The sequence below is a fragment of the Streptomyces colwelliae genome, from assembly GCF_048158785.1.
GTDB lineage: Bacteria > Actinomycetota > Actinomycetes > Streptomycetales > Streptomycetaceae > Streptomyces.
The window spans coordinates 19,833-34,921 of record NZ_JBLTJC010000077.1 but is presented as its reverse complement, the minus strand read 5'-3'; the positions used below and the strand labels follow the sequence as shown (position 1 = coordinate 34,921).

Genomic DNA, 15,089 nt, shown 5'->3' with positions numbered 1-15,089 from the left:
GCGCGTGCTACCACGCGCCGCCCCCGACGTTCGTCCACCGCTACCGCGGAACCGGCACGCGCGGACGCGCCTCGAACCCCGCCGCGCGGTAGGCCTCGTCGATGAGTGTCATCGTCGCGACCGCGTCGTCCGGGCCCAGCGGGAGAGGTGCGCCCTCCCTCAACCGGGCGGCGAACGCCTCCAGTTGGTAGGTGTAGGACGAGCGGCGGCCGAGGCGTTCCGTGCGTTCGCCGTCCGTCGTGCGGATGACGATCCGGTCGTCCAGTTGGGGGAGGACGAAGTTCGGGGCGAAGGCCTCACCCCGGCTGCCGGTGATCCGGCAGCTCATGACCAACTCGTCGTACGCCATGTGGCAGCGGGCGGAGCCCGTGGCGCCGCTGGGGTAGACGAGGTTGGCGTCCAGCCACTCGTCGACGCCCGGCGCGCCGGCGCGTTCGCCGCCGCGGGCCGAGACGAGGCGGGGTGCGCCGCCCGCCCAGGGGGCCAGCATGCGCAGCGCGTGCAGGCTGTAGCAGCCCAGGTCCATCACGGCGCCGCCCGCCAGGTCCAGGGACCAGCGCGGGTCGGTGTCCGGCGGGGCCGGGATCGCGACGAGCGCCTCCACGTGCCGCAGCTCACCGAGTTCACCGGAGGCCAGCAGTTCGTGCAGGCGCCGGGTGACCGGGTGGAAGAGGTAGTGGAAGGCCTCCATGAAGACCGTTCCGGCCTTGGCGGCGGCCTCCCTGACCTCGACCGCCTCCTCCGTGTTGCTCGCCGACGGCTTCTCCGACAGGACGTGCTTGCCCGCCGCGAGCGCGGCGAGGTTCCACGGTCCGTGCAGGCCGTTGGCGAGCGGGTTGTAGACGACCTCCACCTCCGGGTCGGCGATCAGGTCGGCGTACGAGTCCGCGACCCGCTCGACGCGGTGCGCGGCCGCGTACGCCTCGGCCCGGGACCGGTCGCGCGCGGCCACCGCGACGATGCGGTGGCCGGTCGTCCGGGCGGGACCGATCAGGGAGTTCTCGGTGATCCGAGCCGCTCCCAGTACTCCGATGCGCAGTGGTTCCCGGCCCGGACCGCTCATGCTTCGCGTACCTCCTGGATGGTGACGGGGCGGTGCTCGTGCAGGGACAGGGTGCAGGCGTCGGCGATCCAGCCGGCCTCCAGGGCGTCCGCGACCGTGCAGGGGGAGGTGCGGGTGCCGGCCACGACCTCGGTGAACGCGGTGAGTTCGGTGCGGTAGGCGGCCGTGAAGCGGTCCATGAAGAAGTCGTGCGGGACGCCCGCCGGGAACGTCACGCCCGGCTCCACGGAACGCAGCGGCAGCTTGTCCTCCAGGCCCACCGCGATGGAGTCCGTGAAGCCGTGGATCTCCATGCGGACGTCGTAACCCCGGGCGTTGTGGCGGGAGTTGGACACCACCGCGATGGTGCCGTCGTCCAGGGTGAGGATCGCGCCGGTGGTGTCGGCGTCGCCCGCCTCCTTGATGTACTCGGCGCCCCGGTTGCCGCCGACCGCGTACACCTCGGTGACCTCACGGCCGGTGACCCAGCGGATGATGTCGAAGTCGTGCACCGAACAGTCCCGGAAGATGCCCCCGGACGCGGCGACGTACGCGGCCGGCGGCGGCGCCGGGTCCAGCGTCGTCGAGCGCACGGTGTGCAGCTTGCCCAACTCGCCGGACTGTACGGCGGCGCGCGCGGCGACGAAGCCGGCGTCGAAGCGGCGGTTGTAGCCGATCTGGATCGGCACGCCGCTGCCCTCGACGGCCTTGAGGACCTGGACGCCCTCGGCCATCGTCTTGGCGACGGGCTTCTCGCAGAAGACGGGGATGCCCGCCTCGACGGCGGCCAGGATCAGGCCCGGGTGGGCGTCGGTCGCCGCGGCGACCACGACACCGTCGACCCCGGCGGCCAGCACGGCCTCGGGGGAGTCCGCGACCTCGGCGCCGAAGCGCTCGGCCGCCTTCTTCGCGGCCTCCGCGAACGGGTCGGCCAGGACGAGGGACTCGACGACGTCGAGTCCGGAGAGGGTCTCGGCGTGGAAGGCGCCGATGCGGCCGAGGCCGAGGATTCCGATGCGCATGAGGACTCTGGCTTTCTTGAGGGGTGCGGGTGTGGTGCGGGTGGGGAAGGTCAGTCGAGGGCGCCCAGGACGTTCTGGTCCCAGTCGATCACCGAACCGGTGACCACCCCGGACCGGTCGGACAGCAGGAACACCACGAAGTCGGCGATCTCGTCCGGTTGGCCGAGCTTGCCCATCGGCAGCCGTTCGGCGGCCTGTTGGAGCCAGTCGTCCCCGGCACCGTGGAAGGCCCGCTGCGTCGCGTCCTCGCCCTCGGTGGCCGTCCAGCCGATGTTGACGGTGTTGATCCGGATCCGGTCGAAGCGGTGCGCGTGCGCGGCGTTGCGGGTCAGACCCGCGAGGCCCGCCTTGGCCGTCGAGTACGGAGCGAGGTAAGGCGGGCCGCCGTGGGCGCAGTTGGAGCCGATGTTGACGATCGTGCCCGGTGCCTCGCGCGCCGTCATGTCGGCCACCGTCGCCTGCATCGCGAAGAACGGCGCCTTCACGTTGATGGCCATGTGCTGGTCGAACAGCTCGGGCGTGGTGTCGAGCAGCGAGCCCCGCGAGGTGAGTCCGGCGGAGTTCACCAGACAGTCGATACGGCCGTGCGCGGCGATCACCTCGGCCACCGCGCCCTTCGCCTGCTCGGCGTCGGACAGGTCGGCCCGGACGAACGTCGCCTTGCCGCCCGCCTCGGCCAGCTCGGCGACCAGGGCGTCACCGGGCTCGGCGCGGCGGCCGGTGAACGACACCACCGCGCCTTCGCGCACCGCCGCCCGGACGATCGCGGCGCCCACACCCTGGCTGCCGCCGTTGACGAGGACGACCTTGTCGTCCAGAAGTCGAAGTCCCATGGTGGTTCTCAGCTCTCGCGCCGCTCGGTACCGGCCCGCAGTTCCCCGCGCAGCGCCTGCGGGTCCCACCCCTCACGCACCGCGCGCCGTACGAGGTCGGCCTGCGAGGGCGGGGCCAGGCCCTCGACCGGCGGGTCGTTGTCGAGGTTGGTGGGGAACGGGTAGCCCTCGGCGCTCGCCGCGACGACCGTGTCCAGCCACTCCTCGCCGACGCCCTCGGCCTTGCGCTTGAGCAGCACGGGGAAGACCGCGTTGGTGACGGCCTCGCGGTCCACCGTCTCCATCGCCCGCCCGAACGCGGACGACACCTGGAGCAGGTTGGCCATACGCCGCACGTCCGCCGTGCGGTTGGTGCCGGCCGCGTGGAAGAGCGCCGGGTTGAAGAACGCGGCATCGCCCTTGGCGAGCGGGAGTTGGATGTAGTTCGCTTCGAAGTAGGCCTGGAATTCCGGGAGTCGCCACGCCAGATAGCCCGGCGCGTACTTCTGGGAGTGCGGCAGGTACATCGTCGGCCCCGACTCCACCGGCATGTCGCAGTGCGCGACCGCCCCTTGGAGCGTGAGCACGGGCGAGAGGCGGTGCACGTGCGCCGGGTACCCGGCGGCGACCTCGTTCGTGAGGAACCCGAGGTGGTAGTCGCGGTGCACGGTCTGCGCGGCGCCGCCCGGGTGGACCACGTTGATCTGCGAGGTGACCTGGTAGCCGGGGCCGAGCCACGCGACGGAGACCAGGGCCAGGATGTCGTTCGCGTAGTAGTCGGCGAACACCTCGGGGTCGTAGAGCGCGGCCTTCTCCAGGGCGTTCCACACCCGGTCGTTGGCCCCAGGCTTCGCGAAGTGGTCCCCGGCGCCCGCGCCCGAGGCGCGCTGCTCGGCGATCAGGGCCTCGAACACCTCGGTCGTACGGTCCACCACCGACAGGTCCGGGAAGGCGCCCTGAAGGACCACGATGCCGGGCCCCTCGGCGAACGCCCGCACCAGCTCGGCCTGCACCTCGCGGCGCTCGCCGGCCGCCACGCACTTGCGGAGCCGGTCGCTGTCGTAGACGAGGACGTTTTGCTCGACGGCGGACGCGTACGGGAAGGCCGCCAGGTCGGTCGGCTGCTCGACGAGGGTGCGGAAGGCGTCGAGGTCGCAGTCCTGCTCGGTGAGCCAGGCGCGGGTTTCTGCTGATGTGAAGGACATCGTCGTCCCCTCGGGTCACGAAGCGGTGCGGTCCTGTCATTCTTGTCAGTACAAACCCTTCGAACAACCAGCAGCAAGCCATCAAAAACCCCTCAAGGAGACGACCGGTGGGCCACCCCTTCCCGATCCGCGAAATCGCACGTCAGGCGGGTCTCAGCGAGGCCACCGTGGACCGTGTCCTGAACGGCCGTGGAGGGGTCCGCGAGAGCACGCAGCGTGAGGTACGGCAGGCCATCGCCGATCTGGACAGGCAGCGCACCCAGGTCAGGCTCGTCGGCCGTACGTTCATGATCGACATCGTGATGCAGACGCCGGAGCGCTTCTCCACCGCCGTACGGAACGCGCTGGAGGCCGAGCTGCCCGACCTGCACCCGGCCGTCGTGCGCTCGCGCTTCCACTTCCGGGAGACCGCGCCGGTGAAGGAGCTGGTCGGGACCCTGGACAGGATCGTGCGGCGCGGCTCGCAGGGCGTCATCCTCAAGGCACCGGACGTCCCCGAGATCACCGCCGCCGTCGGCCGGCTCGTCGCCGCTGGTATCCCGGTCGTCACCCTGGTCACCGACCTGCCCGCCAGCGCCCGCCTGGCCTACGTCGGCATAGACAACCGCGCGGCGGGCGCGACGGCCGCCTACCTCATGGGGCAGTGGCTCGGCGACCGTCCCGGCAACGTCCTCACCAGCCTGAGCAGCGGTTTCTTCCGCAACGAGGAAGAGCGCGAGATGGGTTTCCGCAGCACCATGCGCGCCCGCTACCCGGAACGCGCGCTCGTCGAGATCACCGAGGGGCACGGCCTGGACGCCACCCAGTACGAGCTCGTCCGGGCCGCCCTGAAGCGCGACCCGGACATCCGCGCCGTCTACTCCATCGGCGGCGGCAACATCGCGACCCTGCGCGCCTTCGCCGACCTCGGCCGCGAGTGCGCCGTGTTCGTCGCGCACGACCTCGACCACGACAACACCCGGCTGCTGCACGAACAGCGACTGTCCGCCGTCCTCCACCACGACCTGCGCCAGGACGTCCGCGAGGCCTGCCGCATCGTCATGCGCGCCCACGACGCCCTGCCGCCCGCCGGCCCGACCCTGCCGTCCGCGATCCAGGTCGTCACGCCCTACAACATGCCTACGGCGCAGCCGCGTTGACTCCCTTCACAGGTTGAGCCCGCTCACAGATTGATCGCGTACGCCTTGCGCAGCGTCTCGTGCACCGTCCACGTCGTACGGTCGCCCTCGCGCAGCACGGCCAAGTCCCCGGGACCGACCGTCAGCGTCTCGCCGCCCTCGACCTCGATGGTGGCCGAACCGCTGATCACGACGAACAGCTCGTCCGCCTCCGTGTCGGTGACCACACCCGGCGTGATCTGCCAGATCCCGCGGACCTGCCGCCCGTCCTCGGACTCCCACACGACCTTCCCGGTGACCTCGGGCGTACCGGAGACGATCTGCGCCGGATCGAGCGGCTCGGGTTCGAGCTCGGCGTCGGGGATGTGGACTGCGAAACTGTGCGTCATGCGGCGACCCTAGCCGGGGTGGACCGGTCCAGGCGTGGACACTGTGTGGGGTATCGGCCCAGGTCGGAGGACACTTCGTCGCGGAGTGGCGGCCCGGGCGGGGCCGGGCGATCGTGGAGGGCATGGCGCAGACCACGGCAGCCGTCCCCGAGCCACCCCCGCACCCACACCCGCACGAAGCCCGGGAGAACATCCTCTTCGGGGGCGTCTACGGTGCCGTCCTCGCCTGCTCGATGGTCGCCGCGCTGACCCAGTACGGCCACACCTCCAAGGGCAGCCGCCGCTACGACGCCCTGTGGCTATTGGTGACCGCCGCCGCCTCGGCGCTGGCCCACGGGTACGCCCACTACATCGCCGAGCGCGCCCCGCACCGCCGCTGGGACGCCCTGCGCACCCTGCGCGACGAGTGGCCGCTGGTCGCCGCCGCGCTGCCGACGGTCCTGCTGCTCGCCGGGGCCGGCTGGGGCTGGTGGCCCGCGAACGGCGTCGAGTACGCGGCGTTCGTCCTCAACATCGCGCTGCTGTTCTGCCTGGGCCTGGTCACGGCCCGCTGGTCGGCGCGGAGTTGGACGGCGGCCGTGGCCATCGGGGTGGTGGACGCGCTGCTCGGGGTGGTCGTGGTCGTGGCCAACGCCCTGATCAAATAAGCCTGTTCGGCCTGCTCGCGCAGCGGCACCCGCCGCCTACGGCTCCCGCCCATCGGACTCTCCTACGGGACGTCCCGGTAACCGCGCAGCTTGCGGTACAGCGTCGCCCGGCCGATCCCCAACGCGGCGGCCGCCCGCGCCTTGTTGCCTCCGTGCCTGCGCAACGCGGCCAGGATCGCGGTGCGTTCGGCATGCTCCATCGGACTGAGCCGCCGCGCCGCGGGACCCTCCCGGACGGGATCGGGCAGCTCGGCCCGTCGCACCGGGCCGGTGACCCGCCGGTGCTCCGCCAACGCCCTGACGACATGGGCGAGTTCGGTGACGTTCCCGGGCCACGGGTGTTCCTCAAGGGCGCGCAGCGCGTCCAGGGTCCAGGTGAGCGGAGGCTGTCCCGGGGTCGGGCGGGGAGCCAGGACCGGCAGCAACTCCCGTACGTCCTCCGGGCGTTCACGCAACGCGGGGACGGCCACCGACCGGGGCGCGAGGGTGTCCAGCAGCCGCTGGAAGCACGGGCCCGGGGGAGTGCCGGGCGTGTAGGTGACCAGCAGATGGATGTCGGGGTGTTCTTCGAGCAGGGAGTTGAGCGCGGCGACGTCCGACTGGGCGAGCCGTTCGGCGTGCCGCAGGAGGAGCGGGCGGCCGTCGGCCAACTCGCTGTACGTCACGCCCAGTTCGGGCGACTCGGCGGCATCGGCGACCAACGGCACGGTCCCGCCGAGCAGTTCACGGGCCAGCGCGGTCTTGCCGCTCCCGCGCTCACCGGTCAGCAGCAGGGGCTCGGGGACCCGGGCCAGCTCCACCGCCCGGGCGACCGCGTGCCGCCACGGCACCGAACCACCCGCGAGCGCCAGCGCCGGGCGCGGAACGGGACGCGGCACCGGCACCTCGGCGGCGCGCGCTTCCAGTACGGCGACGATCCCGAGGACGCGACCCTCATGCCGTACGGGAGTGATCTCGGCGGTGCAGCCGGCGCCGTCGGGGAGCGTCAGGTCGTAGGACTGCTCCCGCACCGGACGGCGTCCGGTGCCGTGGGACCGTTCCACCACGGGACCGTTCCCGGCGTCGGCCCGCAGCTCCCGGCTCGGACCGTCCCCGGCGCCGTTGGACCGTTCCACCACCGCACCGCACCCGGTGTCCTGAGGCGGCCGTGCGCCGGAGGCGCGCTCGCTCGTGCTGGACCGTTCCAGCGCGGCCAGCACCTGAGGTGTCGCAAGGCGCACCGCGGCCTCGCTGACGATGCGGTTGCGGCCGTCGAGGGCGACGATCGCGCGGTCCGGGCCGTGGGCGGCGCGGGTGTAGGCGTCGAGGAGCACCCGTTCGGCGGTGCGGGAGCGGGCGAGCAGTTCCGCCTCCACCGCCGTGGCCGTCGCCTCGGCCAGGGCGGCCCCGGGATGCGGGCCGCAGCCGGCGCACAGTGCGGACGCGACGGTCACCGTGCCCAGCACCTGCCCGGAATCCGGGGCGAGCAGCGGCACGCTGACCGCGGACACGTCCTGCCACACGTCGAGGAAGTGCTCGGGGCCGTGCACCTCGGCCCGGCGCCGGGTGCGCAGGGCGAGGGCCGCGCTGTTGTGGCCCACCTCCCGCTCGGACAGGTCGCGGCAGCGGTCGTCGCCCGGGACCTCGCCCGAGGTCCACAGCACCCGCAGACGCCCGTCGGTGAGGAGCATCGCCGAGCGGCCGAGCGCCGGCGCGATGCGGTCCAGCACGGGCCGCGCCGCCTCCAACAGGGCCGAATCGGCGGGTAGTTCGGGTTCGTGGACCGGTCCATCGAGGTCGTGCCGTACGCCGAAGAAGCGGGCGCGGCGCCAGGCCGCGAGGACCTCGTCCGGGACGTCGTCGGGCAGCGGGCGGCCGCTCAGGAACCGCTCGCGTGCCTGGCGCAGCGGGGCGAGGGCGGGGGAGTGATCCAGGGTGGTCATGACGCCTCTCACCGTATCGGGCCCGTGGCGGCGGCCGCCTCGGGGCTGTAACTGTCTCGTAATGAGACACCCGCGCAGGTCCGGCCCGCACCAAGATCGTGAAGAGTCGGTTCCTTTCTCACCTGTGTCTCAGCCCGTCTCAGCCTGCCTCGACCTGTCTCACCCCTGGAGCGTCCCGCCGTGCACGTTGTCGAGACCGACGTACTGATCGTGGGCAGCGGCCCGGCCGGCGCCTCCGCCGCGCTGGCGCTGAGCACCTACGGCGTCCCCCACATCGTCGTCACGCGCTACTCGCGCCTCACCAGGACGCCCCGCGCGCACATCACCAACCAGCGCACCATGGAGGTTCTGCGCGACCTCGGCGTCGAGGACGAGGTGCTGGCCAAGGCCACGCCGCAGAACCTGATGGGCAACACCACGTTCTGCACCAGCCTCGCCGGCGAGGAACTCGGCCGGATCCGCTCCTGGGGCAACGACCCGCTCGTGCAGGCCGCCCACGACCTGGCCAGCCCGACCCGCATGTGCGACATGCCGCAGCACCTGATGGAGCCGGTGCTGATCGACGCGGCGCTCGCGCGCGGCTCCAACGTCCGCTTCAGCACGGTCTACAAGTCCTTCGTCCAGGACGAGGACGGCGTCACGGTCACCGTCGAGGACCGGCTGCGCGGCGACGAGTACCAGATCCGCGCCAAGTACCTCATCGGCGCGGACGGCGGCCGCTCGCAGGTCGCCGAGGACGCCGGGCTGCCGATGGGCGGCCAGATGGGTGTCGCGGGCAGCATCAACATCGTCTTCGACGCGGACCTGACGAAATACACCGCCCACCGGCCCTCCACCCTCTACTGGGTGCTCGCCCCCGGCGCCACGGTCGGCGGCATCGGCGCGGGCCTGGTCCGCAACGTCAGCCCCTGGAACGAGTGGCTGATCGTGTGGGGCTACGACGTGAGCGCCGGCGCCCCCGACCTCACCGAAGAGTACGCCCTGTCCGTCGTACGGCAGTTGGTCGGCGACGACGAGATCCCGGTGACCATCAAGTCGTCCTCGGCGTGGACGGTCAACGAGCTGTACGCCGAGACCTACGTCAACGGACGTGTGCTGTGCGCCGGTGACGCCGTGCACCGTCACCCGCCGTCGAACGGGCTCGGCTCCAACACCTCGATCCAGGACGCCTACAACCTGGCCTGGAAGCTGAAGCTGGTCCTCGACGGCACCGCCACGCCGAAGCTCCTCGACAGCTACGACGCCGAACGCGCGCCGATCGGCAAGCAGATCGTCACCCGCGCCAACAAGTCCATCGGCGAGACCGCCCCGATCTTCGAGGCGCTCGACGGCCTTTCCCCGCAGACCCCCGAGCAGTTGTGGGCCAACATCGAGGCCCGCAAGGACGCGACCGGGGCCGCGGCCAAGCAGCGGGCCGCGCTGCGCGAGGCGATCGCTTTCAAGGTGTACGAGTTCAACGCGCACGGCGTCGACCTCAACCAGCGCTATTCCGCCGGGAGTTCGACCGCGGTCGTGCCCGACGGCACGCCCGACCCCGGCTTCGAACGCGACCGCGAGCTGTACCACCAGCCCAGCTCCCGCCCCGGCGCCAAGCTCCCGCACGCCTGGATCACTTCGGGCACCCGCACCGTCTCGACCCTCGACACGGTCGGCAAGGGCCGCTTCACCCTCCTCACCGGCATCGGCGGCGACGCCTGGGTGCGCGCGGCGCAGGCGCACCCCCTGGACATCGCCACGGTCGTGATCGGCCCCGGCCAGGAGTACGACGACCCGTACGGCGACTGGGCCCGCCTGAGCGAGGTGTCCGACGCGGGCGCGCTCCTCGTACGCCCCGACGGCTATGTCGCTTTCCGCCACGCCGACGCGGCCGAGAACGCCGAACAGTTGCTCACGGACGCGTTGCGACGCATCCTCGGGCACGGCTGACATTTCGCACAGGGGTATCTCGCACAGGGTAGGGAGCCGCAATGACCACTGACGTCACCGTCACGGACGAGGCCGTCGCCAGTCTGGAGGGGACGGCCGATCCCCGCCTGCGTGAACTGCTGACCGGCCTGATCCGGCATCTCCACGCGTTCGCGCGGGAGACCCGCCTGACCCAGGCGGAGTGGGAGCGGGCGATCGGCTTCCTGACGGAGACCGGGAAGACGTGCACGGACACCCGGCAGGAGTTCATCCTCCTGTCAGACGTGCTCGGCCTGTCGATGCTGGTGGAGACGATCAACGGTGACCGGGCCGCCGGTTCCACCGAGTCGACGGTGCTCGGCCCCTTCCACATGACCGAGTCGCCGGTGCGTGAACTCGGCGCGAACATCGACCTGGTGGGCGGCGGCGAGCCGTGCGTGGTCAGCGGCCGGATCGTCTCCGGCGACGGCACCCCGCTGCCCGGCGCCCTCCTCGACGTGTGGCAGGCCGATGGCAACGGCTTCTACGACGTGCAGCGCCCGGACCTCCAACCCCCGGGCAACGGACGGGGGTTGTTCACCGCGGACGCCGAGGGCCGCTTCTGGTTCCGCACCTGCGTCCCGAGCCCGTACCCCATCCCCACGGACGGCCCGGTCGGCGAACTCCTCAAGGCGACCGGCCGCCACCCCTACCGCCCCGCCCACATCCACTTCATCGCCTCGGCCGAGGACCACACCCCGGTCACCACCCACATCTTCGTAGCGGGCAGCGACTACTTGGACTCCGACGCCGTCTTCGCGGTCAAGCAGAGCCTCGTCGAGGACTTCACCCCGACCGACGACCCGTCCCTGGCACGGGAGTTCGGCATCGCCAACCCCTTCCGTCACGCCCGCTTCGACCTCGTACTGGACCGCGCGTGAAGGACTTCCTGGACTTCGCCTACGACGCCCGGCCCATGCGGGTCGTGTTCCGCCCCGGCGCCGCGCTGACCGCGACCGCCGGAGAGGCCGAACGGCTCGGTCTGCGGCGGGTGTTGGTGCTCTCCGGCGCCCGCGGTGCGGACACCGCGCGGGCGGTCGCCGACTCGCTGGGGGAGGCGTGCGTCGGGCTGCACGCGGAGGCGAGGATGCACGTCCCGGTCGAAGTCGCCGACCGCGCCGTCGAGTTGGCGCGCACCCTGGGCGCCGACGGCTGCGTCGCGGTCGGCGGCGGCTCGGCGGTCGGCCTCGGCAAGGCCATCGCCCTGCGCGCCGGCCTCCCGCTGATCGCCGTCCCCTCCACCTACGCCGGCTCCGAGATGACCCCGGTCTGGGGCCTCACCGAGAACGGCGCCAAACGCACCGGCCGCGACCCCGCCGTCCTGCCCCGCAGTGTCGTCTACGACCCTGAACTCACCCTGGAACTCCCCGTCCCGCTCACGGTGACCAGCGGCATCAACGCGATCGCGCACGCCGTGGAGGCCCTGTACGCCCCGGACACCTCGCCCCTGATCGCGCTGATGGCGGAGGAGGGCGCACGGGCGCTGGCGGGCGCGCTGCCCGAACTGGCCGTCGATCCAAGGTCGTTGGACGCCCGGAGCCGTGCCCTGTACGGGGCGTGGCTGTGCGGCTCGTGCCTCGGCGGGACGACCATGGGCCTGCACCACAAGCTGTGCCACGTCCTCGGCGGCACCTTCGGTCTGCCCCACGCGGAGACGCACACGGTGGTGCTGCCGTACGCGCTGGCGTACAACGCGCCCGCCGCGCCGGGGGCGGCCACCGCCGTGGCCCGCGCGCTGGACACCGAGGACGCCGCACGCGCCCTGTGGGACCTGGCGCGGCGGCTCGGCGCACCGCGCTCACTCGCCGAACTCGGCCTGAAGGAGGGCGACTTGGTGACGGCGGCGGCACAGGCGGTGAGCCAGGCGTACGCCAACCCCCGGCCGGTCACCGAGGAGGGCGTCCTCGCGCTGCTGCGCGCGGCGCACGAGGGAACGCCCCCCGCGTAGACGGTCGGTCAGTGGTTCGTGCGGACGCCGTCCAGCGCGATGGCCAGGACACGGTCGCGCTGGGTGTCGTCCACGTACTTCGTTCCGGTGATCCCGGCGACCATCCGCAGCAGATCACCGAAGTCCATGTCCGTACGGGCCGCGCCCGCCTTCTGCGCGCGCTCGAACAGCGGGCCGCCCGCGGAGAACATCGATTCGCGGCAGGCGCCGAAGATCTCCGACTCGTTCTCCAGTGCCTCGCGCACCGCCTGCTTGGTCACCATGTAGCCCGCGAAACGGTTCAGCCACGAGGTCAGTGCCTCCCACGGCTCCTGGCCGGCGACGTCCAGGGCGACCTGACACAAGGCGTTCACCTCGTTCGCGTAGACGCTCTCGAAGAGGGCCCGGCGGGTCGGGAAGTTGCGGTAGAGCGTGCCGATGCCGACGCCCGCGCGGCGCGCGATGTCCTCCAGCGACGCCTCCGAACCGTGCTCCGCGAAGGCTTCGCGAGCGGCGGCGAGCAGGGCGTCGTAGTTGCGGGCGGCGTCCTTCCGGTGTGGTCTCTGGGTCGCGACGATCTCGCTGACGGGGAACGGTGGGGCCGTCACGGGTGCCTCCCAGGGGCGGGCTCGGTTGAACCGGAGGTGTGCCTCCGTTATGGTGGAGGGGTACCTCCACTTTAGCAGTGTGGGCGCGTTCCGCCGTAGATCCATGCGCGGGCGCACCCCCGTTCGCTTGTTCCGGAGAGGCTCTCGATGCCCCGCAAGTCCTCCCGCCTCACCTTCGCGGTCCTCGCGACCGGTGCGGGCGTGTTCTCCATGCTGCAGTCGCTGATCGCGCCGGCCCTGCCGACCGTCCAGCACGCGCTGCACACCTCCCAGTCCACCGCGACCTGGGTGATGACGGCCTATCTGCTGTCCGCGTCGGTCTTCACCCCGATACTCGGCCGCGTCGGCGACCTGGTGGGCAAGAAGCGCACCCTCGTCGCCGTCCTCGGCGCGGTGCTGGCCGGCTGTCTGGTCGCCGCGCTGGCACCCAACATCGGCGTCCTGATCATCGCCCGGGTCGTCCAGGGCATCGGCGGCGCGCTGTTCCCGCTGTCCTTCGGCATCATCCGGGACGAGTTCCACGCGTCCCAGGTCCCGGGCAGCATCAGCAACTTGTCCGCCGTGATCGCCGCGGGCGGTGGCGTCGGCATGGTGGCCGCCGGTCCCATCGTGTCCGCGCTCGACTACCGCTGGCTGTTCTGGTTCCCCGTCGGCATCGTCGCCGTCACCACCCTCATCGCCGTGCGCTACGTCCCCGAGTCGCCCAACCGCGCCCAGGGGCACGTCAATTGGCTCGGCGCCGTGCTCCTCTCGGGCTGGCTGGTCGCCCTGCTGCTGCCGCTGAGCCAGGCCGGCATCTGGGGCTGGGGCTCCGTGCGGGTCGTCGGCCTGTTCGCCGCGGCCGTCGTGCTCTTCGCGGCCTGGCTGATGTCGGAGGCCCGCTCCCGCAGCCCGCTCATCGACCTCAAGGTGATGCGCCTGCCCTCGGTGTGGACCACCAACACCGCCGCGCTGCTGTTCGGCGCGGGCATGTACTCGATCTGGTCCTTCCTGCCCGGCTTCGTCCAGACCCCCTCGTCCGCCGGCTACGGCTTCGGCGCCAGCGTGACCGCGTCCGGACTCCTGATGCTCCCGATGCTGATCGCGATGTTCGTCTCGGGCGTGCTCAGCGGGCGCCTGGAACCGATCGTCGGCGCCAAGGCACTGCTCACCACCGGCGCCGCCCTCGGCGCGCTCGCCTGCGCGATCCTCGCTCTCTGGCACGACCAGCAGTGGCAGATCGCCCTGGTCGCGGGCATCTTCGGCCTCGGCATCGGACTCGCCTTCGCCTCCATGGCCAACCTCATCGTCGGCAGCGTCCCGCCCGAGCAGACCGGCGCCGCGACCGGCATGAACGCCAACATCCGCACCATCGGCGGCTCGATCGGCGCCGCGGTGACCAGCGTCCTGGTCACCGGCCACCTCCAGGCCTCGGGCCTGCCGTACGGCTCCGGGTACACCCACGGGTTCACGCTGCTGGCGGTGCTGCTCCTCGGCGCCGCGCTGGCCGCGCTCCTGGTGCCGGCGCGCCGGTCCGGCCGTAGCGGAGGAAAGACTGTCGGCGGCTCCGAGTCGGCGCTCCTGAAGGCGGAGGAGGAAGCGTCGGTGATGGCTCCCGGTGCCCTGAACTGACCCGGCCGGTGTGCCAGCATGAAGCGATGATCGAACAGAGCGCGCGGGGATGCGGCGCCCAACTCCTGGACGTTCAGCGGCTCCGGCTCGTCGAGACCGGCGCTCCTCGGCTCACGCCGGAGGAGCGGCTGGCCATGAACGAGGTGTGGGACGGGCTGGTGCGGGGCAACCCGAGTTTCTTCGACGGGCCGGTCCTGGTGTGCGCGGGCGCGGAACGGGAGGGACCGGACGACCTGACCGTCTCCTGGGTCAGGACGACGTACCGGCACTTCGCCCTCCGACGCGTCCCGGGCTCCACCTCGTGGCTCCCGTCCTTCTTCGTCGCCGTCCTCCAACCGGCCGACGACGGGCGCCTGTTGGTCGGCCGGATGGCGAACTCCACGGCAGCACCGGGACGTTGGCAACTCCCGGGCGGCTCGCTCGAACCCCCCGAAGGCGACGAACCGCTCGACATGAGGGCCCTGTACGGGCACGCGGCACGGGAGTTGATCGAGGAGACCGGCATCGAGACCCGGCCCGACGACCTCACCTTCTGGAACGTCACCCGCGCCGGAAACGGCAGCATCGGCGTCCTGTTCCGTGCCCCGTCCCTCCCGGCGGCGCGGTTGCACGAGCGGTTCGAGGCCATGGCGGCGGCGGAGAGGGCAGAGGGCCGCGACCCGGAACTGGACCGCATCGCCCTGATCCACTCGACGGCCCAACTCCCGCTCCTGGTGGGCCCGCACGCGGACTACCTGGAGCCGATCGTCCGCCGCTACGAGGCATCGGCGGCGGAAGGGGCGTAACGGGTGTCTCGATATGAGACACCCGTTTCATCACCGGAGCGCTAAAGATCGGGGGCG

The 15,089-nt window shown here is 71.9% G+C and carries 14 protein-coding genes; 7 read left to right on the top strand and 7 right to left on the bottom strand.

The features are described 5' to 3' along the window. Positions 1–40: 40 nt before the first annotated feature. From ACNFOC_RS18430 to ACNFOC_RS18415, 4 genes are read right to left on the bottom strand one after another with little or no spacing between them, the layout of a single operon-like run. Complete coding sequence (locus ACNFOC_RS18430) at positions 41–1,063, bottom strand: Gfo/Idh/MocA family protein (protein WP_416960176.1); 1,023 nt, start codon at positions 1,061–1,063, stop codon at positions 41–43. Continuing rightward, complete coding sequence (locus ACNFOC_RS18425) at positions 1,060–2,064, bottom strand: Gfo/Idh/MocA family protein (RefSeq protein WP_416960175.1); 1,005 nt, start codon at positions 2,062–2,064, stop codon at positions 1,060–1,062. Before ACNFOC_RS18425 ends, ACNFOC_RS18430 begins: the two co-directional genes overlap by 4 nt. A 50-nt stretch (positions 2,065–2,114) precedes the next feature. Continuing rightward, entirely contained in the window at positions 2,115–2,897 is a 783-nt protein-coding gene (locus ACNFOC_RS18420; protein WP_416960174.1) for an SDR family oxidoreductase, read from the bottom strand. An 8-nt stretch (positions 2,898–2,905) separates the two neighbouring features. Further along, positions 2,906–4,081, bottom strand: a complete 1,176-nt coding sequence (locus tag ACNFOC_RS18415; RefSeq protein ID WP_416960173.1) for a phytanoyl-CoA dioxygenase family protein — start codon at positions 4,079–4,081, stop codon at positions 2,906–2,908. A 107-nt stretch (positions 4,082–4,188) separates the two neighbouring features. On the opposite strand from ACNFOC_RS18415, the gene ACNFOC_RS18410 reads away from it, so the two are divergent. Next, positions 4,189–5,220 (top strand): LacI family DNA-binding transcriptional regulator, encoded by a 1,032-nt coding sequence (locus tag ACNFOC_RS18410; protein WP_416960172.1) that lies wholly within the window; start codon positions 4,189–4,191, stop codon positions 5,218–5,220. A gap of 23 nt (positions 5,221–5,243) precedes the next feature. Here ACNFOC_RS18410 and ACNFOC_RS18405 read toward each other — a convergent pair whose 3' ends face one another. After that, positions 5,244–5,588 (bottom strand): cupin domain-containing protein, encoded by a 345-nt coding sequence (locus ACNFOC_RS18405; RefSeq protein WP_416960171.1) that lies wholly within the window; start codon positions 5,586–5,588, stop codon positions 5,244–5,246. Positions 5,589–5,710: 122 nt separating this feature from the next. Between ACNFOC_RS18405 and ACNFOC_RS18400 the strand changes: the two genes are divergently transcribed. Beyond that, on the top strand, positions 5,711–6,235 hold the full coding sequence (locus tag ACNFOC_RS18400; RefSeq protein ID WP_416960170.1) for a hypothetical protein: 525 nt from the start codon (positions 5,711–5,713) through the stop codon (positions 6,233–6,235). Positions 6,236–6,297: 62 nt separating this feature from the next. Here the strand turns inward: ACNFOC_RS18400 and ACNFOC_RS18395 are convergent, their stop codons facing one another. Further along, complete coding sequence (locus ACNFOC_RS18395; RefSeq protein WP_416960169.1) at positions 6,298–8,157, bottom strand: helix-turn-helix domain-containing protein; 1,860 nt, start codon at positions 8,155–8,157, stop codon at positions 6,298–6,300. Positions 8,158–8,337: 180 nt separating this feature from the next. On the opposite strand from ACNFOC_RS18395, the gene ACNFOC_RS18390 reads away from it, so the two are divergent. Genes ACNFOC_RS18390 through ACNFOC_RS18380 form a run of 3 tightly spaced genes read left to right on the top strand, consistent with a single transcriptional unit; the run spans position 8,338 to position 12,049 of the window. Beyond that, complete coding sequence (locus ACNFOC_RS18390) at positions 8,338–10,083, top strand: FAD-dependent oxidoreductase (RefSeq protein ID WP_416960168.1); 1,746 nt, start codon at positions 8,338–8,340, stop codon at positions 10,081–10,083. Positions 10,084–10,124: 41 nt separating this feature from the next. Next, a complete protein-coding gene (locus ACNFOC_RS18385) occupies positions 10,125–10,982 on the top strand; it encodes an intradiol ring-cleavage dioxygenase (RefSeq protein WP_416960167.1) in 858 nt (285 codons plus the stop codon). Continuing rightward, the gene (locus ACNFOC_RS18380; RefSeq protein ID WP_416960166.1) at positions 10,979–12,049 is read left to right on the top strand and encodes a maleylacetate reductase; all 1,071 of its coding nucleotides are present in this window, start codon (positions 10,979–10,981) and stop codon (positions 12,047–12,049) included. The genes ACNFOC_RS18385 and ACNFOC_RS18380 overlap by 4 nt, the downstream gene beginning before the upstream one ends. An 8-nt stretch (positions 12,050–12,057) precedes the next feature. Here ACNFOC_RS18380 and ACNFOC_RS18375 read toward each other — a convergent pair whose 3' ends face one another. Then, positions 12,058–12,636, bottom strand: coding sequence for a TetR/AcrR family transcriptional regulator (locus tag ACNFOC_RS18375; protein WP_416960165.1), 579 nt, complete (start codon positions 12,634–12,636; stop codon positions 12,058–12,060). A 147-nt stretch (positions 12,637–12,783) separates the two neighbouring features. Between ACNFOC_RS18375 and ACNFOC_RS18370 the strand changes: the two genes are divergently transcribed. After that, positions 12,784–14,247: an MFS transporter gene (locus tag ACNFOC_RS18370; protein WP_416960164.1), complete on the top strand. Its 1,464-nt coding sequence runs from the start codon at positions 12,784–12,786 to the stop codon at positions 14,245–14,247. A 26-nt stretch (positions 14,248–14,273) separates the two neighbouring features. Continuing rightward, positions 14,274–15,032 carry an NUDIX domain-containing protein gene (locus tag ACNFOC_RS18365; protein ID WP_416960163.1) on the top strand — a complete coding sequence of 253 codons (759 nt, stop codon included), beginning with the start codon at positions 14,274–14,276 and terminating at the stop codon, positions 15,030–15,032. The last annotated feature ends 57 nt before the right edge of the window (positions 15,033–15,089 follow it).